General features: G+C 68.3%; 15 protein-coding genes, 1 rRNA gene and 1 pseudogene. 10 read left to right on the forward strand and 7 right to left on the reverse strand.

Features of this window, described 5'->3' with window-relative positions; translation table 11 throughout:
* Nucleotides 1–7 precede the first annotated feature (7 nt).
* Complete coding sequence (locus tag YWW_RS0112805) at nucleotides 8–898, forward strand: phenylalanine 4-monooxygenase (protein ID WP_026930440.1); 891 nt, start codon at nucleotides 8–10, stop codon at nucleotides 896–898.
* On the opposite strand, the gene YWW_RS37775 is transcribed toward YWW_RS0112805, so the two are convergent.
* The 3 genes from YWW_RS37775 to YWW_RS0112820 all read right to left on the reverse strand — a co-directional run bounded on the left by YWW_RS37775 (nucleotide 888) and on the right by YWW_RS0112820 (nucleotide 2,388).
* Complete coding sequence (locus tag YWW_RS37775) at nucleotides 888–1,022, reverse strand: hypothetical protein (RefSeq protein WP_281171000.1); 135 nt, start codon at nucleotides 1,020–1,022, stop codon at nucleotides 888–890. The two genes, YWW_RS0112805 and YWW_RS37775, sit on opposite strands and share 11 nt — an antisense overlap.
* Before the next feature lie 32 nt (nucleotides 1,023–1,054).
* Nucleotides 1,055–1,717 (reverse strand): pyridoxamine 5'-phosphate oxidase family protein, encoded by a 663-nt coding sequence (locus tag YWW_RS0112815; protein ID WP_245595416.1) that lies wholly within the window; start codon nucleotides 1,715–1,717, stop codon nucleotides 1,055–1,057.
* Between the two features lie 62 nt (nucleotides 1,718–1,779).
* Entirely contained in the window at nucleotides 1,780–2,388 is a 609-nt protein-coding gene (locus YWW_RS0112820) for a GNAT family N-acetyltransferase (RefSeq protein WP_026930442.1), read from the reverse strand.
* 106 nt (nucleotides 2,389–2,494) lie between these two features.
* Between YWW_RS0112820 and YWW_RS0112825 the strand changes: the two genes are divergently transcribed.
* The 4 genes and pseudogenes from YWW_RS0112825 to YWW_RS0112840 all read left to right on the forward strand — a co-directional run bounded on the left by YWW_RS0112825 (nucleotide 2,495) and on the right by YWW_RS0112840 (nucleotide 8,302).
* On the forward strand, nucleotides 2,495–3,292 hold the full coding sequence (locus YWW_RS0112825) for a TetR/AcrR family transcriptional regulator C-terminal domain-containing protein (RefSeq protein ID WP_026930443.1): 798 nt from the start codon (nucleotides 2,495–2,497) through the stop codon (nucleotides 3,290–3,292).
* A gap of 44 nt (nucleotides 3,293–3,336) precedes the next feature.
* Nucleotides 3,337–6,858, forward strand: a pseudogene (metH, locus tag YWW_RS30080) (methionine synthase); the annotation flags it as partial.
* Nucleotides 6,859–7,048: 190 nt separating this feature from the next.
* Entirely contained in the window at nucleotides 7,049–7,573 is a 525-nt protein-coding gene (locus tag YWW_RS37980; protein WP_342673574.1) for a thymidine kinase, read from the forward strand.
* 72 nt (nucleotides 7,574–7,645) lie between these two features.
* Complete coding sequence (locus YWW_RS0112840; protein WP_026930444.1) at nucleotides 7,646–8,302, forward strand: HAD family hydrolase; 657 nt, start codon at nucleotides 7,646–7,648, stop codon at nucleotides 8,300–8,302.
* 132 nt (nucleotides 8,303–8,434) lie between these two features.
* On the opposite strand, the gene YWW_RS0112845 is transcribed toward YWW_RS0112840, so the two are convergent.
* Entirely contained in the window at nucleotides 8,435–8,737 is a 303-nt protein-coding gene (locus YWW_RS0112845; RefSeq protein ID WP_081687425.1) for a winged helix-turn-helix transcriptional regulator, read from the reverse strand.
* Nucleotides 8,738–8,912: 175 nt separating this feature from the next.
* Here YWW_RS0112845 and YWW_RS0112850 point away from each other — a divergent pair, with 175 nt between their 5' ends.
* From YWW_RS0112850 to YWW_RS0112860, 3 genes are all read left to right on the forward strand, one after another.
* A complete protein-coding gene (locus YWW_RS0112850; RefSeq protein WP_026930446.1) occupies nucleotides 8,913–9,788 on the forward strand; it encodes an NAD(P)-dependent oxidoreductase in 876 nt (291 codons plus the stop codon).
* Nucleotides 9,789–9,916: 128 nt separating this feature from the next.
* Nucleotides 9,917–10,795: an NAD(P)-dependent oxidoreductase gene (locus YWW_RS0112855; RefSeq protein ID WP_026930447.1), complete on the forward strand. Its 879-nt coding sequence runs from the start codon at nucleotides 9,917–9,919 to the stop codon at nucleotides 10,793–10,795.
* Nucleotides 10,796–10,808: 13 nt separating this feature from the next.
* Entirely contained in the window at nucleotides 10,809–11,675 is an 867-nt protein-coding gene (locus YWW_RS0112860; RefSeq protein WP_026930448.1) for an NAD(P)-dependent oxidoreductase, read from the forward strand.
* Between the two features lie 12 nt (nucleotides 11,676–11,687).
* Here YWW_RS0112860 and YWW_RS30085 read toward each other — a convergent pair whose 3' ends face one another.
* Nucleotides 11,688–12,542 carry a helix-turn-helix transcriptional regulator gene (locus tag YWW_RS30085; protein WP_211228542.1) on the reverse strand — a complete coding sequence of 285 codons (855 nt, stop codon included), beginning with the start codon at nucleotides 12,540–12,542 and terminating at the stop codon, nucleotides 11,688–11,690.
* 132 nt (nucleotides 12,543–12,674) lie between these two features.
* Between YWW_RS30085 and YWW_RS0112870 the strand changes: the two genes are divergently transcribed.
* Nucleotides 12,675–13,427 (forward strand): NAD(P)H-dependent oxidoreductase, encoded by a 753-nt coding sequence (locus YWW_RS0112870; RefSeq protein ID WP_026930449.1) that lies wholly within the window; start codon nucleotides 12,675–12,677, stop codon nucleotides 13,425–13,427.
* A 109-nt stretch (nucleotides 13,428–13,536) separates the two neighbouring features.
* Here YWW_RS0112870 and YWW_RS0112875 read toward each other — a convergent pair whose 3' ends face one another.
* Both YWW_RS0112875 and YWW_RS0112880 read right to left on the reverse strand, forming a co-directional pair.
* Complete coding sequence (locus tag YWW_RS0112875; RefSeq protein ID WP_026930450.1) at nucleotides 13,537–14,832, reverse strand: KamA family radical SAM protein; 1,296 nt, start codon at nucleotides 14,830–14,832, stop codon at nucleotides 13,537–13,539.
* 213 nt (nucleotides 14,833–15,045) lie between these two features.
* Nucleotides 15,046–15,471: an OsmC family peroxiredoxin gene (locus tag YWW_RS0112880; protein WP_026930451.1), complete on the reverse strand. Its 426-nt coding sequence runs from the start codon at nucleotides 15,469–15,471 to the stop codon at nucleotides 15,046–15,048.
* Nucleotides 15,472–16,147: 676 nt separating this feature from the next.
* Here YWW_RS0112880 and YWW_RS0112885 point away from each other — a divergent pair.
* A 16S ribosomal RNA gene (locus tag YWW_RS0112885) occupies nucleotides 16,148–16,215 on the forward strand; the annotation flags it as partial.

A 16,215-nucleotide genomic window follows, 5' to 3' on the forward strand; every position in this document is an offset into this window, starting at 1 on the left:
TGGCGGTATGTTCGAAGAAGGACAGTACTTCGCGCCGGTCAACACCGACGCAGACGGCACGGTCGTCGTGGAACTGGGTGAGACCCACCCGGGCTTCGCCGACCCCGAGTACCGCGAACGGCGCAACGCCATCGCGGGACTCGCAATGGAGTGGGAGCCGGGGCGACCCATGCCCGAAATCTCCTACACCGAGACCGAACACGGGATTTGGCGGCTGGCCAGCGCCGAACTCGCCGTGAAGCACCGATCGCTGGCCGCGCACGAGTACCTGAACGGCGCCGAGCGCCTGGAACTCCCGGCCGATCACATCCCGCAGCTGTCCGAGGTCTCCGAGGCCCTCGAACCGCTCACCGGCTTCAGCTACCTGCCCGCCGCGGGGCTCGTGCCCCTGCGCGAGTTCTACGGGGTGCTCTCCGACGGGAAGTTCCACGCCACCCAGTACATCCGGCACCACTCGGTCCCGCTGTACACGCCGGAGCCCGACGTCGTCCACGAGGTCATCGGCCACGCCAACGCCCTCGCCTCGCCCCGGTTCGCCGCGCTCTACCGGGCGGCGGGCGAGGCGGCCCGCCGGGTCCACTCCGAGGACGCGCTCGAGTTCGTCTCCCGCGTCTTCTGGTTCACGCTCGAGTTCGGGGTCATCCGCGAGAGCGACGGCCTCAAGGCCTACGGGGCGGGCATCCTGTCCTCGTACGGCGAGATCGACGAGTTCCGGGACATGACGATCCTGCCGCTCGACCTGGTCACCATGGGCACGATCGAATACGACATCACCCATTACCAGGACAAGCTGTTCGAGGCCGCGTCCATGGACCAGCTGGAGGACGTCGTGGGGGAGTTCTGGACGAGCTGCGACGACGACATGATCGAGCGGCTCAAGGCCGAGGCTACGGTCTAGGAGCCCGGCTCCGCCGCTTGTCGGCGTCCTCGATGGCGTGGCGCACGGCCAGCCGGACGATCCAGTACGTCGCGGCTATGCCCGCCGCGAACATGAGGAGGTAGATGAAGGGTACGAGAAGCATGCACGCGATCGTATCGCGCGCACGCGGGCCGGTCAGTACAGCTGCTTCTCGTACTGCGTGCCGTAGTACTCGGTCAGCTGTTCGAGCGTCTCCTCGACCCGCTGCGTCTCCTTGACCATCTGCGCGTGCGACGGCAGCGCCTCGGGCGTCCATGTCTCGGGCTTCCAGATCCCCGAGCGCATGGACGCCTTGCCGCAGTGGAAGAAGATCGTCTCGATCTCGACGACGAGCGCGAGGATCGGCCTGTGGCCCTTGACGACCATGTCGTCGAAGAACGGCGCGTCGGACACCACGCGGGCGCGGCCGTTGATCCGCAGCGTCTCCCTGCGCCCCGGCACGAGCGAGAGCAGTCCGACGTGCGGGTTGGACAGCACGTTGTGGTAGCCGTCGACGCGGTGGTTGCCCTTGCGCTCGGGTATCGCGACCGTCGAGTCGTCCAGGACGTGGACGATCCCGGCCGGGTCGCCCTTGGGCGAGGCGTCGCAGTTGCCCTCGGCGTCGGAGGTCGCGATGACGCAGTACGGCGAGGCGGCGAGCCATTCGAGGTCCCGCGCGTGGAGCTTCGGGCGTTCCTTCTGCGCCGCGCGCGGCTTGACCTCGCCGACGATCTCCCGCAGCTTCTCCGGATCGGTCACTTCAGTCCACAAGCGAGTATCGACGGTGTCCATCTGCGTCCCTTCGACGAACGGGTGCATCACGACCCGATGCTACGCCCGCGTGGCGCCACCGGCCCCGGCCATTCCCACCAGGTGACCGGCTACCGCCGCCACATCGGGATCAGCACCGGCCCGTCCTCGGGGAAGGCGATCCGCGACTCCTCTGCGGTGAAGCCGGAGCGCTCGTACAGCCGCGCCGACCGCTCGGTGCTGGCCTCCAGGTAGACGGGCATCCCGGCCTCGTCGGCCAGTCGCAGCCGCTCGGCCAGCAGGGCCGCCCCCGCTCCGCGGCCGCGCCGCCGCGGGTCCACGGCGATCGAGTGCAGGTACAGGTGCGGGTAGCGGCGGGGGTGGGCCGCGGCGACCATCCGCAGGGCGCGGACCCCTCGCCGAAGGACGGGCAGGTCGTGCTCCTCGGCCACGGCCGCCAGCTCGTCCGCCTCGGCCTCGAAGCGCGCGACGTCGTGGACCTCGATCCACACGGCCACTCCCCAGACCTCGTCGCCCGCCTTGGCGATCCACACCTCGTCCTCGTCGATGGACCGGCTGATGAACTCGGCGAAATAGCCGGTGACCATCTCGGGCGGCAGCGGCAGGCCTCCGTACAGCCACGCCCGCACCGCCTCGTCGGCACTGGCCTCGTCGTAGGCGGCGGCGACCCGCTCCCGGTCGGCCGCCTCGGCCTTGCGCACGTTCAGTCTCGGTTCCATCGGTTGCACCTTTCCGTACGTCGTTCACGTGACCTTGAATCTAGCTACGCCGCATCGCGACGACTAGAATTTCGTCACATATTCGAGCGTGACGAAATGAGGCCGCATGGACCACTGCGACGTCTGCGGCGAGGCCCTGCCGCCCACCGGGCGCGGCCGGCCTCGCCGCTACTGCTCCCGTTCCTGCCAGGGGCGCGCCTACCGGGCCCGGCAGCGCTCCCGCCCCGTCGTGCGCCCGCCTCGGCCTCAGACCCTCACCCCGGCCCGCCTCACCGCCGCGGCGATCGCGCTGGCCGACGCCGAGGGCGTCGAGGGGCTGACCATGCGCCGCCTGTCCACCGCCCTGGGCGTCGCCACCACGACGCTCTACCGGCACTTCCCGAGCCGCGACGCCCTCGTCACGGCGATGGCCGACACCGTCATGGGCGAGATCGAGGCGCCGGATCCGGCCGGGACCTGGCGAGAGCGGCTGGAATCCGCGGCCTGGGAGGAATGGAAGCTCTACCGCCGCCACCCCTGGGTGCTGCCGGTGCTCGCCACCACCCGGCCGCCCTTGGGGCCCAATATTCTCGACGCGGTCGAACGGGTGCTGAGCGCCGCCGCCGACGCCGACCGGCCGCCCGCGGCGGCCATGAGCGTCTACCTGACCGTGTCCGGGCTGGTGCAGGGCCTGGCCCTGCTGCCCGCCACCGAGAACTCGGCCGCCGCCGCTTCGGGAGAGAGCATGGAACGCTGGTGGCAACGCCAGGCCGAGGCGCTCGACGACCTGGTCGGCGGCGGCGCCTTCCCGCGGCTCACCGCGACCACGCCCGAAGCGTCGATCGGCGACTTCGACGCGCTCTTCGAGTTCGCGCTCACCGCGCTCCTGGACGGCCTCGACGCCGGTGTGATGCCCATCCTGTGAAACCTGCGTCCCAGCCTGCGGCACCCCGAAGTACCCTTGAGGGCGTGTCTGCATCGAACAGCTTCCTCGAGACCCTCAGCCGCCGCGTCGTGATCGCCGACGGAGGCATGGGCACCATGCTGCAGACCTTCGACCCCACCCTCGAAGACTACGACGGCCACGAGGGCCTCTCGGACATCCTGTGCCTGACCAGGCCGGACATCGTGCTCGGCATCCACGACGCCTACCTCGCGGCCGGAGCCGACTGCGTCGAGACCAACAGCTTCAGCGCCAACTACGGCGGCCTGGTCGAATACGGCATCACCGACCGCGCCCGCGAGCTCGCCCGCGCCGCCGCCGGGCTCGCCCGGCGCAAGGCCGACGAGTACGCCACGCCCGAGCGGCCCCGCTTCGTCCTCGGCTCCATGGGCGGCGGCACCCGCCTGCCCACCCTCGGCCACGCCCCCTACGCGCTCCTGCGCGACCACTACCAAGAGTGCTCGGCCGGGCTCATCGAAGGCGGCGCCGACGCCCTCCTCGTCGAGACCGCCCAGGACCTCCTCCAGGCCAAGGCCGCCGTCATCGGAGCCAAACGCGCGAACACCGCACTGGGCACCGGCGTCCCGATCATCGCCCAGGTCACCGTCGAGACCACCGGCACCATGCTCGTCGGCGGCGAGATCGGCGCCGCCCTGACCAGCCTCGCCGCTCTCGGCGTCGACGTCATCGGCCTCAACTGCGCCACCGGCCCCGACGAGATGAGCGAGAGCATCCGCTACCTCTCCCGCCACTCGCCCGTCCCGATCTCGGTCATGCCCAACGCCGGCCTGCCCGTCCTCGGCCCGGACGGCGCGGTCTACCCCCTCACCCCCGAGCAGCTCGCCGACGCCCACGAGGAGTTCGTCACGAACTTCGGCGTCAACCTCGTCGGCGGCTGCTGCGGCACCACCCCCGAGCACATCCGCGTCCTGCGCGAACGCCTCGACGGCGCCGTCCCCGCCGAGCGCGAACCGGTCCTCGACGTCGGCGTCTCCTCCTCCTACCACCACGTCCCCTACCTCCAGGACGCCTCGATCCTCAACGTCGGCGAGCGCACCAACGCCAACGGCTCCAAGGCCTTCCGCGACGCCATGCTCGAGGCCGACTACGACCGCTGCGTCGAGATCGCCCGCGAGCAGGCCGGCGGCGGCTCCCACCTGCTCGACCTGTGCGTCGACTACGTCGGCCGCGACGGCGCCGAGGACATGCGCATCCTCGCCTCCCGCTTCGCCACCGCCTCCACGCTGCCGATCATGCTCGACTCCACCGAGGCGCCCGTGATCGAAGCCGGCCTCGAAGCCCTCGGCGGCCGCTGCGTCGTCAACTCCGTCAACTTCGAGGACGGCGACGGCCCCGACTCCCGCTACCAGCGCATCATGCCCGTCATCGCCGAGCACGGCGCGGCCGTCGTCGTCATGTGCATCGACGAGGAGGGCCAGGCCCGCGACCGCGACTGGAAGGTCCGCATCGCCGCCCGCACCATCGACGATCTCGTCGGCAACTGGGGCATGAAGGTCCAGGACATCTTCATCGACACCCTCACTTTCCCCATCACCACCGGCCAGGAGGAGACCCGCCGCGACGGCCTCGAGACCATCGAGGCCATCCGCGAGATCGCCCGCCGCTATCCCGGCGTCAACTTCACCCTCGGCATCTCCAACATCTCCTTCGGCGTGAACCCCGCCGCCCGCCAGGTCCTCAACTCCGTGTTCCTCAACGAATGCGTCGAGGCCGGGCTCACCAGCGCCATCGTCCACTCCTCCAAGATCCTGCCGATGGCCTCGATCCCCGAGGAGCAGAAGCGGGTCGCCCTCGACATGATCTACGATCGCCGCACCGAGGACTACGACCCGCTCCAGAAGCTCATCGAGATCTTCGACGGCGTCAGCCTCGCGGGCACCAAGGAGGCCCGCGCCGAGGCCCTCGCCGCCCTCCCGCTCGACGAGCGCCTCGCACAGCGCATCATCGACGGCGACAAGAACGGCCTCGACACCGACCTCGACGCCGCCCTCGCCGACGGCAAGCGCCCCCTCGACATCATCAACGACCACCTCCTCGAAGGCATGAAGGTCGTCGGCGACCGCTTCGGCGCGGGGGAGATGCAGCTGCCGTTCGTCCTCCAGTCCGCCGAGGCCATGAAGTTCGCCGTCGCCCACCTCGAACCCCACATGGACAAGGCCGACACCGCCGACAAGGGCACCATCGTCCTCGCCACCGTCCGCGGCGACGTCCACGACATCGGCAAGAACCTCGTCGACATCATCCTGTCCAACAACGGCTACACCGTCGTCAACCTCGGCATCAAGCAGCCCATCAACGCCATCCTCGACGCCGCCGAAGCGCACGGCGCCGACGTCATCGGCATGAGCGGCCTGCTCGTCAAGTCCACGGTCATCATGAAGGACAACCTCGCCGAGATGATGGCCCGCAGCATGCACACCCGCTGGCCGGTCCTCCTCGGCGGCGCCGCCCTCACCCGCGCCTACGTCGAGGACGACCTGCGCGAGATGTTCGAGGGCGGCCAGGTCCACTACGCCCGCGACGCCTTCGAAGGGCTCGCGCTCATGGACCGGGTCATGACCGCCCGCCGCACCGGCGTGCCGGTCACCGACCCCGAACGCGACGCCAAGATCGCCAAGCGGCGCGAGAGGCGCGCCAAGCAGGCCACGCTCGTCGCCGAGTCCCTCCCGGACCTCGACGACACCTCGGTGCGCTCCGATGTGGCCACCGACGTCGACGTCCCCGTGCCGCCGTTCTACGGCTCCCGCGTGCTCAAAGGCATCGCCCTCGCCGAATACGCGTCCATGCTCGACGAGCGCGCCACCTTCCTCGGCCAGTGGGGCCTCAAGCCGACCCGAGGGGACGGGCCCTCCTATGAGGAGCTCGTGGAGACCGAAGGCCGTCCGCGCCTGCGCTACTGGCTCGACCGGCTCCAGACCGACAACGTCATCGAAGCGAAGGTCGCCTACGGCTACCTCCCGGCCTACTCCGAAGGCAACTCGCTCGTCGTCCTCGACGAGAACGGCCACGCCGAAAGGGCCCGCTTCACCTTCCCGCGCCAGCGTCAAGGCCGCAGGCTGTGCCTGGCGGACTTCTTCCGCGCCAAGGACGGCGAACGGCTCGACGTCCTCGGCATGCAGCTGGTCACCCTCGGCCCCAAGGTCTCCGAGTACACCAGGGAGCTGTTCGAGGCCAACGCCTACCGCGACTACCTCGAAGTCCACGGCCTGACCGTCCAGCTCACCGAGTCCCTCGCCGAGTACTGGCACCGACGCATGAGGCGCGAATGGACCCTGCCCGGCGGCGGCACCGTCGCCGACGCCGACCCCGGTGATCTCAAGGGCATCCTCGACGTCGACTTCCGCGGCTGCCGCTACTCCTTCGGCTACCCGGCCTGCCCCGAACTGTCCGACCGGGCCACGCTCGTCGACCTCCTCGGCGCCGACCGCATCGGCGTGGAGCTCTCCGAAGGCGACCAGCTCCACCCCGAGCAGTCCACCGACGCGATCGTCCTGCACCACCCGGAGGCGAGCTACTTCAATGCCAAATTACGGCTCGCAAGCGTCGCCGTGGGTGCCAAATTACAGCTCGCAAGCGTCGCCATGAGTCTCACGTTACGGCTCGCAAGCGTCGCCGTGAGTGCCGAACAAGGGCAGGGCGGGCATGGCCCCCAGTGCCAGACGGCTCACAGGGCACAATGGCGGCATGTCGCACGAACTCGTCGCCTACCTCGGTGTCATGGACGCCGGAAAGTCCACCCTCGCCCTCCAGTACCACCACTCACTGGGAGGCGACGGCGTCCTCTACACCACCATGGACCGCAGCGGCGAAGGCGTCATCTCCAGCAGGATCGGCCTGGAGCACAAGGCCAGAGAAGCCACCCCCGACCTCGACCTCTACGACGACCTCGCCGAGCTCCGCCCGCCCTACGTCGTCGTCGACGAAGTCCAGTTCCTCACCGCCCCCAAACAGATCAACCACCTCGCCGACGCCGTCGACGGCCTCGGTGTCGACGTCTACGCCTTCGGCCTCAAAACCGACTTCCTCGGACGGCTCTTCCCCGCCTCCCAGCGGCTCATCGAACTCGCCGACCGCGTCGAAGAGCTTCCCGTGCGCGTCAACTGCTGGTGCGGCGAACGCGGCACCCACAACGCCCGCCTGCGCGACGGCGTCATGGTCTTCGCCGGCGACCTCGTCGAAGTCGGCGACATGGACTCCTACACCGTCCTGTGCCGCCGACACCACCGGGCCGGACTCGCCTGACACTTGTGAGCCTGCTCGCGACGGCGCGCCGAACCCGTCGGCCCCACCAGTCACCGCCGTACCGTCTAAGGCGTGAATGACTTCCCGCAGGCCGTCTTCTTCGACATGGACGGCACCCTCCTCGATTCCGAGCCCCTCTGGGACGTGGCGCTGGAAGAGCTCGCCATAGAGCTCGGCGGCACGCTCGAACCCGAGGTCCGCGCCCGCATGGTCGGCACCAACGAGGAAGCCTCGGTCATCATCCTCCTCGAAAGCCTCGGCGTGCCCCTCGACCGGGCCGCCGAGTACCAGGAGTGGCTGCGCGCCCGCATGCGGGAGATGTTCGCCGCGGGCGCCCCTTGGAAGCCCGGCGCCCGCGAGCTCCTGCTCGAGGTGCGCGCCGCCGGCCTGCCCACCGCGCTGGTCACCTCCACCCCGCGGGAACTGGCCGACCTGCTGCTCCGCCACCTCGGCCCCGGCAACTTCGACCTGACCGTCTGCGGCGACGAGGTCGAGCACCGGAAACCCGACCCCGAGCCCTACCGCACCGCCGCCGAGAAACTCGGCGTCGACATCACCCGCAGCGTCGTCCTGGAGGACTCCTTCTCCGGCGTCACCTCGGCGCTGGCCGCCCGCGCGGTCACCATCGCCGTCCCCAGCGAAGTCCCGCTCCCGCCCGGCCTCGAGGTCCTCACCCTCCCCAGCCTCGTCGGCGTCGACCTCGCCTACCTCCGCGGACTCGGCGCCTGAACGGGCCGACAACGCCTTGACCCGGACGGCGGGGGCACGGCCGGACCGCATGGCGCCCGGCCACGCCCTCGGCAAAGCCCTCGTCGATCCCGACCGCCCGAAGGCCTTCGCGCGGACCGCCCTGGCAGCGCCTCACACCTGCGACACCACGGCCTCACGGTGCTTGTCGCCCCACTCGCCCAGCGGCGCCAGCGCCTCGTTCAGAGACTCGCCCAGCGGCGTCAGCGAGTACTCCACCCGCGGCGGCACCTCCGCGTACAGCTCCCGGTGCACGACCCCGGCCGCCTCCAACTGCCGCAGGTTCTCCGCGAGCACCTTCTCACTCACCCCGTCGAGCATCCGACGGATCTGCCCGAACCGATGCGGACCCTCGCCCAGCACCCACATCAGGTGCATCTTCCACTTGCCGCCGACTACGTCGATCGCGATCGACATCCCGCAGATTTGATCTGCGCCACTCATGGTCTGCACCGGATTCCCCCCGACCATATTTCGAACCTGACGGTAAGTAACCCCACCGGAAAGTGCGGTCTTGCGAAGCCTACCCGCCGGAGCCACGATTGCCCCGGCACCAAGCGAACCATTGCCACCGCACCCGAAGGGACACAAGATGGCTCAGCACAAGCGATCCGTCACCGTCATCGGCCTCGGTCCCATGGGCCGTTCCATGGTCAAGGCCTTCCTCGACGCCGGTATCGAGGTCACCGTCTGGAACCGCACCGCCTCCAAGGCCGACGACCTCGTCGCGCTCGGCGCCAAGCGGGCCGACACCGTCGCCGACGCTCTCGACGCCAACGAGCTCATCGTCGTCAGCCTCGCCCACTACCAGGCCATGCACGACGTCCTCGGCCAGGCACCCGACCACATCGAAGGCAAGGTCGTCGCGAACCTGTCCTCCGATTCGCCCGAGCACACCCGCGCGGGCGCCTCCTGGGTCCTCGATCACGGCGGCAAGTTCCTGACCGGCGGCTTCATGTCAGAGGGGCCGAACATCACCCACCCGGACTCCTACCTCTACTTCAGCGGCCCCCAGGACGTCTTCGACGCCAACAAGGACCTGCTGCGCCCGCTGAGCCGCCAGGAGTACCTCGGTGAGGACTACGGCCTCGCGCAGGTCTTCTACCAGGCCGAACTCGCCCTCTTCAACGCCTTCATGCTCGGCTGGGAGCAGGCGCTCGCCATCGTCGACCGCTCCGGCGCCGACCTCGACCGCTTCGTCGCCAACGCAGCGGAGCATCCCCACACTTACCGTGACTTCATGCGCCAATGGGCCGAATTCGCCAAGCAGGGCGGCTGGGCCGACGCCGACAGTCTCAACCTGATGTACAACGCCACCCAGCACATCATCGAGACCAGCGAAGCCCTCGGCGTCGACGCCGAACTCACCAAGACCATCCAGGACTATCACCGGCGGGCCATCGCCGCCACCGAGAAGGCCGGCCACCCGGTATCCGTCTACCGCGTCCTCCGCGGCGACGCCGAATAGGAAACAGCGCGGTCTCGAACCCGACGGCCCCAGGCGCCACCGGCGAGCGCGATCTCGCGAAGCCCACCCGGCCGACCACGAAACCCGACAAGACCCACATGAAACCATCGAACACCGAGAGGCACGAAATGTCCGCCAAGAAGTCCGTCACCGTCCTCGGCCTCGGCCCGATGGGCCGCGCCACCGTGAAGATCCTCCTGGAGGCCGGACTCGACGTCACCGTCTGGAACCGCACCCCGGGCAAGGCCGAAGCACTCGCAGAACTCGGCGCCGCACCCGCCGCCACCGTCGCCGACGCGATCGCCGCCAGCGACACGGTCCTGCTCTCCCTCATCCACTACGACGCCATGTACGGCGTCCTCGAACAGGGCCCGGCCGACCTCACCGGCAAGACCATCGTCAACCTCTCCTCCGACTCCCCGGCGAACACCGCCAAAGGCGCCGCATGGGTCCTCGATCGCGGCGGCCGCTTCCTCACCGGCGCCTACATGACCCAGAGCGACGACATCCGCCACCCGGCCTCGCACCTGTACGTCAGCGGCCCCGCCGAGCTCCACGACGAGCTCCGACCGCTCCTCGAACTGCTCTGCGCCAACGTCTACCTCGGCCCCGACTACGGCCTCGCCCAGCTCTACTACCAGGCCGGGCTCGCCATGTTCCACGCCTACCTCATCTCCTTGCAGCAGGCGCTTGCCATGATCGAGCGCGGCGGCGGCGACATCGACACCTTCCTGGAACTCAGCAAGGACGACGCCGACAGCCAGCGCGACTTCTCCGTCTACTTCGCCCAGGCCGCCAAGCAGGGCGGCTGGGGCGACCTCGCGAGCCTCAAGATGATGCACGCCGGCGCCCAGCACGTCATCGACACCAGCGAAGACGCGGGCACCGACGCCGAACTCACCAAGACCGTCCAGGACTACTACCAGCGCGCCCTCGACGCGACCGAGCGCACCGGTGCCATCGTCCCCGTCTACCAGATCATCCGCGGCGACAACGGAAACGAATAGGAAACAGCACACCATGTCACAAGGCACCATCAGCATCCTCGGCCTCGGCAACATGGGCTCGGTCATGACCGAGCGCCTCCGCGCGGCCGGCTACACCACCACCGTCTGGAACCGCACCGCCGCCAAGACCGAACCGCACGTCAAGGCCGGATCGACCGCCGCGGCGACCGTCGCCGCCGCGGTCGCCGCGAGCGACCTCATCCTCGTCGTCCTCCTCGACCACGCCAGCGTCCGCGAACACCTCGACCCCGTCGCCGCCGAACTCGAAGGCAAAGTCGTCGTCAACCTGACCACCACCACGCCCAACGAGGCCCGCGACACCGCCGCCTGGGCCGCCGACCACGGCATCGTCTACCTCGACGGCGCCATCATGGCCACCCCCGACATGATCGGCGAAGCCGGCTCGCTCCTGTTCTACTCCGGCAGCGAGAACGCCTACGCCATCGCCCGGCCCGCCCTCGAGACCTTCGGCACCGCCCAGTTCGTCGGCACCGACGCCGGCGTCGCCTCCCTCAAGGACATGGCCCTGCTCTCCGCGATGGACCTCATGTTCAGCGGCTTCGTCCAGGCCATCGCCATGATGCGCACCGCCGGCGCCACCGCGGTCGACACCGCGGTCGAAGTCGAGGCCTGGCTCGCCGCCATGCTGCCCCACGGCAAGGCGCTCGCCGCGATCATCGACGGCGGCACCTACGACACCGGCGGCCAGAACGTCGACTTCGCCCTCACCGGCTCGACCTCCATGATCACCGCCAGCCGCGAACAGGGGATCCGAGCCGACCTCCTCGAGTCACACCACAAGTTCCTCAAGGAGCTCTCGGCCACCGGACACGGAAACAGCGACTGGCTCCGGGTCATCGAGCTGCTCACCATCCGCTGACCGCCGCTGGGGTCAGGCCGCCAGGCCCGACCCCAGCAGCCGCAGCTTGTCGTGATCGTCCGTCCCCGGCGAAGCCGACAGCGTCACCAGCAGCAGCCCGCTCCCGTCCGCCACCCGGAACTGCTCCTTGTGCAGCGCCAACAGCCCCACGATCGGATGGTCCACCACCAGAGCCCCGCTGAAACAGTCGCGCACCTCCGCCCGCGCCCACAACTCCCGAAAATCCGCGTACTTGACCACCAGCTCACCGATCAGCGAGGTCAACCGCTCGTCGTCGGAGAACAGCGCCGCCACCTTGCGCAGCTGCGCCACCTTCTCGGTCGCGCACGCCGGCCAGTCCGGGAAGAACTGCCGCGAATCCTCGTCGAACAGCAGCCGCGCGAGATTCGGGTGCCGCTCCAGATCCCAACCGATCGGCCGGTACAGCAGATCCGCCATCTCGTTCGCCGCCAGCACATCGTGCCGGTGATTGAGCAGCAACGCCGGGAACGCCTCGATCGCCTTGACCATCGTCCGCAGCTCCGGCCGCAGCTCGGCCGACGGATCCCCCGGCTCCAGACGCGAAACCCCCGCCAACCGATGCAGATGCGCCCGCGTCGTCGCGTCCAACCGCAGTGCCCGCGCCACCGCTTCCAACACTTGATCGGACGGCCGCTTCGCGCGCCCCTGCTCCAGACGCGTGTAGTAATCCACGCTCACCCCCGCCAGCAACGCCAGCTCCTCCCGCCGCAGCCCCGGCACCCGCCGCCGCGAATCCTCCGGCAGACCCACATCGGACGGATTCACCCGGGCCCGCCGTGCCTGTAGGAACTTGCCCAAATCGGCCACATCCTCGAGCCGATGAATCGCCCCCGCGTCCGGTTCCATGCGGACCACCTCCGTCGCCAAGTATCACCGGCCCCGCGCCCCGGTGCCTAGGACCGTCAGTCCTAGGAGCGAACGACCACAGGTCGAACAAGTGTCTGGCAGCCTCCCCGAAACGCCCGCAGCATGGTGCCCATGAAGATCCACATCGTTTACGCACACCCGTCCTCCGCCTCGCTCAACGCCTCACTGCGAGGCGACATGACCGAGACGCTCGGCCGCCTCGGCCACGAGACCACCGTCAGCGACCTCTACGCCATGAAGTGGAAGGCCGTCGCCGACTACGACGACTTCGGCCCCACCGAAAGCGACCACTTCATGGCCGCCGCCGGCGAAGCCTACGAAACCGGCACGCAGTCGGCCGACATCACCGCCGAACAGGAGAGGCTCCTGGCCGCCGACGCCGTCATCCTCCAGTTCCCGCAGTGGTGGTTCTCCATGCCCGCGATCATGAAGGGCTGGGTCGACCGGGTCTTCACCAACGGCTTCGGCTACGCCCCGAGCAGCACCTGGAAGCGCTACGGCGAGGGCACCCTCGCCGGCAAGCTCGCGATGGTCGTCACGACCTCAGGCGCCTCCGAGTCGCAGCTCTCCGAGCGGGGCATCGGCGGACCCATCGACGACCTGCTCTTCCCGCTCCAGCACGGCGTCCTCTTCTACACCGGGATGCGCGTGCTGCCGCCCTTCGTCGTCACCGGAGCGCCGATGCTCGACGAGGCCGGCTACGCCACGACGACCGCCCGCCTCCGCCGCCGCCTCGAGACCCTCGCGGAGACCGAGCCGATCGCCTACCGCACCGAGAACAGCGGCGACTACGACCACGCCCGCCGACTCAAACCCGGTGCCGAGCGCCCCGGCACGAGCGGCTTCGCCCTCCACACCGCCTGAACACGCGAAAGCCGGAGCGGCACAGAGCCGCTCCGGCCGCGAAGCCCATTCCTGCCAGGGCGACGACTCCAGGGGGACGAACGGGCACCGCCGACGCGGCGGCTCCCCGTCAGAGCTCGAACGGGAACTTGTCGGCGAACGCCGGCTTCAAGTCGTCGACCCAGACCGCGTTCTCGTCGTACTTGGCGAAGAACGGGCGACCGACGAGATCGGGATTGCGAGCCTGAAGCATCCGCAGAGCGATCACCTTCTCGCCGTTGATCTCCACCACGCCGTCCACGGCGACCTTCCCGGGCGTGGCCGACATCGACGGCCCGCGCACCGTGCGGCACAGCCCCGACACCTGGCTGAACGCGTCCCGGAAGACCTCCCAGGCCCGCACCAGCGGCACCGAGAAGTAGTCCTGCGGGCCGGTGTCGCGCTCGACGAACATGTAGTACGGGATCATCCCGAGCCGGTGCTGGGTCCGCCACATCTTCGCCCACTGGTCCGCGTCGTCGTTGATCGTGCGGATGAGCGGCGCCTGCGTGCGGATGATCGCCCCGGTCGCCTCGATCCGGCGGACCGCCTCCTGGACTAGCTCGGACTCCAGCTCCTTGTGGTGCGAGAAGTGCGCCATGAACGCCAGGTTCCGACCCGACTTCACGACCTCCTCGAACAGGCGCAGCGTGTCGTCCGCGTCGGGGTCGGTGACGAACCGCTGCGGCCAGTAGGCCAGCGCCTTCGAACCGATCCGGACCGACTCGACGTGGTCCATGCTCAGCAGCGGCTCGATGTACCGGCGCAGGACCGGTTCCCCCATGATCATCGGGTCGCCACCGGTCATCAGCACACTGGTGACCTCCTCGTGGCGCCGGACGTACCCGGTCAGCTGCTCGACGTCGTTGTTCGCGATCTTCAAGTCGTCGATCCCGACGAACTGCGCCCACCGGAAACAGTAGGTGCAGTAGGCGTGGCACGTCTGCCCCTGCTGGGGGAAGAACAGCACCGTCTCCTTGTACTTGTGCTGGAGACCCTGGATCGTCTCCTCGCCGGCCTTGGGGATGTTCAACTGGATCTGACCGGCCGGATGCGGATTGAGCCTGAAGCGCACCTGGTTGGCCGCCGCCGTGACCTCCTGCTTGGAGGCGTCGTTCTTCAGCAGCTTCGCGATGTGGTCGACGTCTTCGGACGGCAGCATGTCCTCCTGAGGGAAGACCAGACGGAACATCGGATCGTCGAACGCGTTGTCCCAGTCGATGAGCTCATCGACGACGTAGGTATTGGTGCGGAACGGCAGCACCGACGCCACCGCCCTCGTCCGGAGCCTCTGCTCTTCCGTCAGCGGCGCGCGCTTCAACAGGTCATCAAGATGACGGATGGTGTAGGCGCGGAATCGCCGACCGGTGCTCTCGGGAGTAGTCACGACGCACTCGACCTCCTCTACGTGTGAGTTTTTCAGCTGGGCAGACAAGCACACTTACGACTATGTGCGCGAAACCCACCTCCACCGTGTCGATCCCCGGTTGGGCCCCGTCCGGGGATCGACACCGTGATACTGCGATCACGGATGGTGCACATGGTGCCTTCGCGCACAGTGTGCGATCAATATGAAGATTTGTAACGCTTGGGATCGACCCTAACCCAGGGTCGCTTCAAGCGTGATGGGGACCGCCTTGAGTGCCTGGCTCACAGGGCAGCCGTCCTTGGTGGCCTCCGCGATCTCGGCGAACTCGTCGGCCCCGAGTCCCGGGACGGTGGCGCGAACGCTGAGCGCGATGCCGGTGATCCCGGTGCCCGGCTTGAAGTCGACGGCGGCCTCGGTGACGATCTCCTCCGCCGTGTGGCCCGCCTTGCCCAAGCCGGCCGAGAGCGCCATGGAGTAGCAGGAAGCGTGGGCCGCCGCGATGAGCTCTTCGGGGCTCGTCTTGCCCTCAGGGTCGTTCGCGCGAGCCGCCCAGGTCACCGGAGTGTCCGGGAGACCGGACGAAACGAAGCTGGTGACACCGCCGCCGCTCTGGAGGTCTCCAGTCCAGCGGGTGCTTGCGTTGCGAGTGACTGACATGCCTTCTCCTCTGATGATGTGCGGAGTAGTTGGTGCTCGCAGGCTAACAGCCGAAGTTCCGGGCGGGGGAGTGTCCGCGGAGGCGGCCGGGCATGTCACCGGCTCGGGAATCTGGTCGAAAACCTTGATGTCTGCCCTGTTCAGGAGTATCGTGAAGTCAAAGACGGACCCCCTGGTTTCACGCTTCCCAGGGGCGTGTATATTTGTCTCTGCCCGCGGGGGAACGGAACAGCCGAGAAGGCCGGTCCGGAGATCACGGAGGCACGCGACAAGCTCAGGAGAGCGCTGGCGCGGTCCGTGGATCGAAGCGCGGGGATCACCTGAGACTCGATATAGAGGCTCAACTGCCTGTGTGCAGGGTCATCATCCCTGTATTAGACGGTGCAGTTTGCGACTGCTAACGTAGTCAAGTTGCCTCGGCTGAGGCTGATCTGAAGTATTTTCAGTATCGCTTGGTTGTGGCGTGTTGTTTGAGAACTCAACAGGGTGTTTGGATGGTCAGCGTGTGGGCTGGCTGTGGATCTTTCGGGGTTCATGGTTGGTACTGTTTTTGACTGTCTTTTCCTTGGGGCGTACTGGTTTGCTGAACTGGTGGGTCTCGGATGATCGGTCAGGGCATGCTTCGGCACATTGCTTCGCGCTGATGCTCGGTTTCGGGTGTTGGTGTGTTTGGTTTTGGTTGGAGAGTTTGATCCTGGCTCAGGACGAACGCTGGCGGCGTGCTTCACACATGCAAGTCGAACG

The organism is Glycomyces tenuis DSM 44171 (assembly GCF_000427885.1).
Taxonomy (GTDB): domain Bacteria; phylum Actinomycetota; class Actinomycetes; order Mycobacteriales; family Micromonosporaceae; genus Glycomyces; species Glycomyces tenuis.

Coding starts and splice junctions, on each gene's coding strand:
- YWW_RS0112855 (WP_026930447.1), top strand. CDS start 9,917: ATGTCCGCCAAGAAGTCCGTCACCGTCCTCGGCCTCGGCCCGATGGGC.
- YWW_RS0112880 (WP_026930451.1), bottom strand. CDS start 15,471: ATGTCAGTCACTCGCAACGCAAGCACCCGCTGGACTGGAGACCTCCAG.
- YWW_RS0112850 (WP_026930446.1), top strand. CDS start 8,913: ATGGCTCAGCACAAGCGATCCGTCACCGTCATCGGCCTCGGTCCCATG.
- YWW_RS37980 (WP_342673574.1), top strand. CDS start 7,049: ATGGACGCCGGAAAGTCCACCCTCGCCCTCCAGTACCACCACTCACTG.
- YWW_RS0112860 (WP_026930448.1), top strand. CDS start 10,809: ATGTCACAAGGCACCATCAGCATCCTCGGCCTCGGCAACATGGGCTCG.
- YWW_RS0112845 (WP_081687425.1), bottom strand. CDS start 8,737: ATGTCGATCGCGATCGACGTAGTCGGCGGCAAGTGGAAGATGCACCTG.
- YWW_RS0112820 (WP_026930442.1), bottom strand. CDS start 2,388: ATGGAACCGAGACTGAACGTGCGCAAGGCCGAGGCGGCCGACCGGGAG.
- YWW_RS0112805 (WP_026930440.1), top strand. CDS start 8: ATGTTCGAAGAAGGACAGTACTTCGCGCCGGTCAACACCGACGCAGAC.
- YWW_RS37775 (WP_281171000.1), bottom strand. CDS start 1,022: ATGCTTCTCGTACCCTTCATCTACCTCCTCATGTTCGCGGCGGGCATA.
- YWW_RS0112870 (WP_026930449.1), top strand. CDS start 12,675: ATGAAGATCCACATCGTTTACGCACACCCGTCCTCCGCCTCGCTCAAC.
- YWW_RS0112825 (WP_026930443.1), top strand. CDS start 2,495: ATGGACCACTGCGACGTCTGCGGCGAGGCCCTGCCGCCCACCGGGCGC.
- YWW_RS30085 (WP_211228542.1), bottom strand. CDS start 12,542: ATGGAACCGGACGCGGGGGCGATTCATCGGCTCGAGGATGTGGCCGAT.
- YWW_RS0112815 (WP_245595416.1), bottom strand. CDS start 1,717: ATGCACCCGTTCGTCGAAGGGACGCAGATGGACACCGTCGATACTCGC.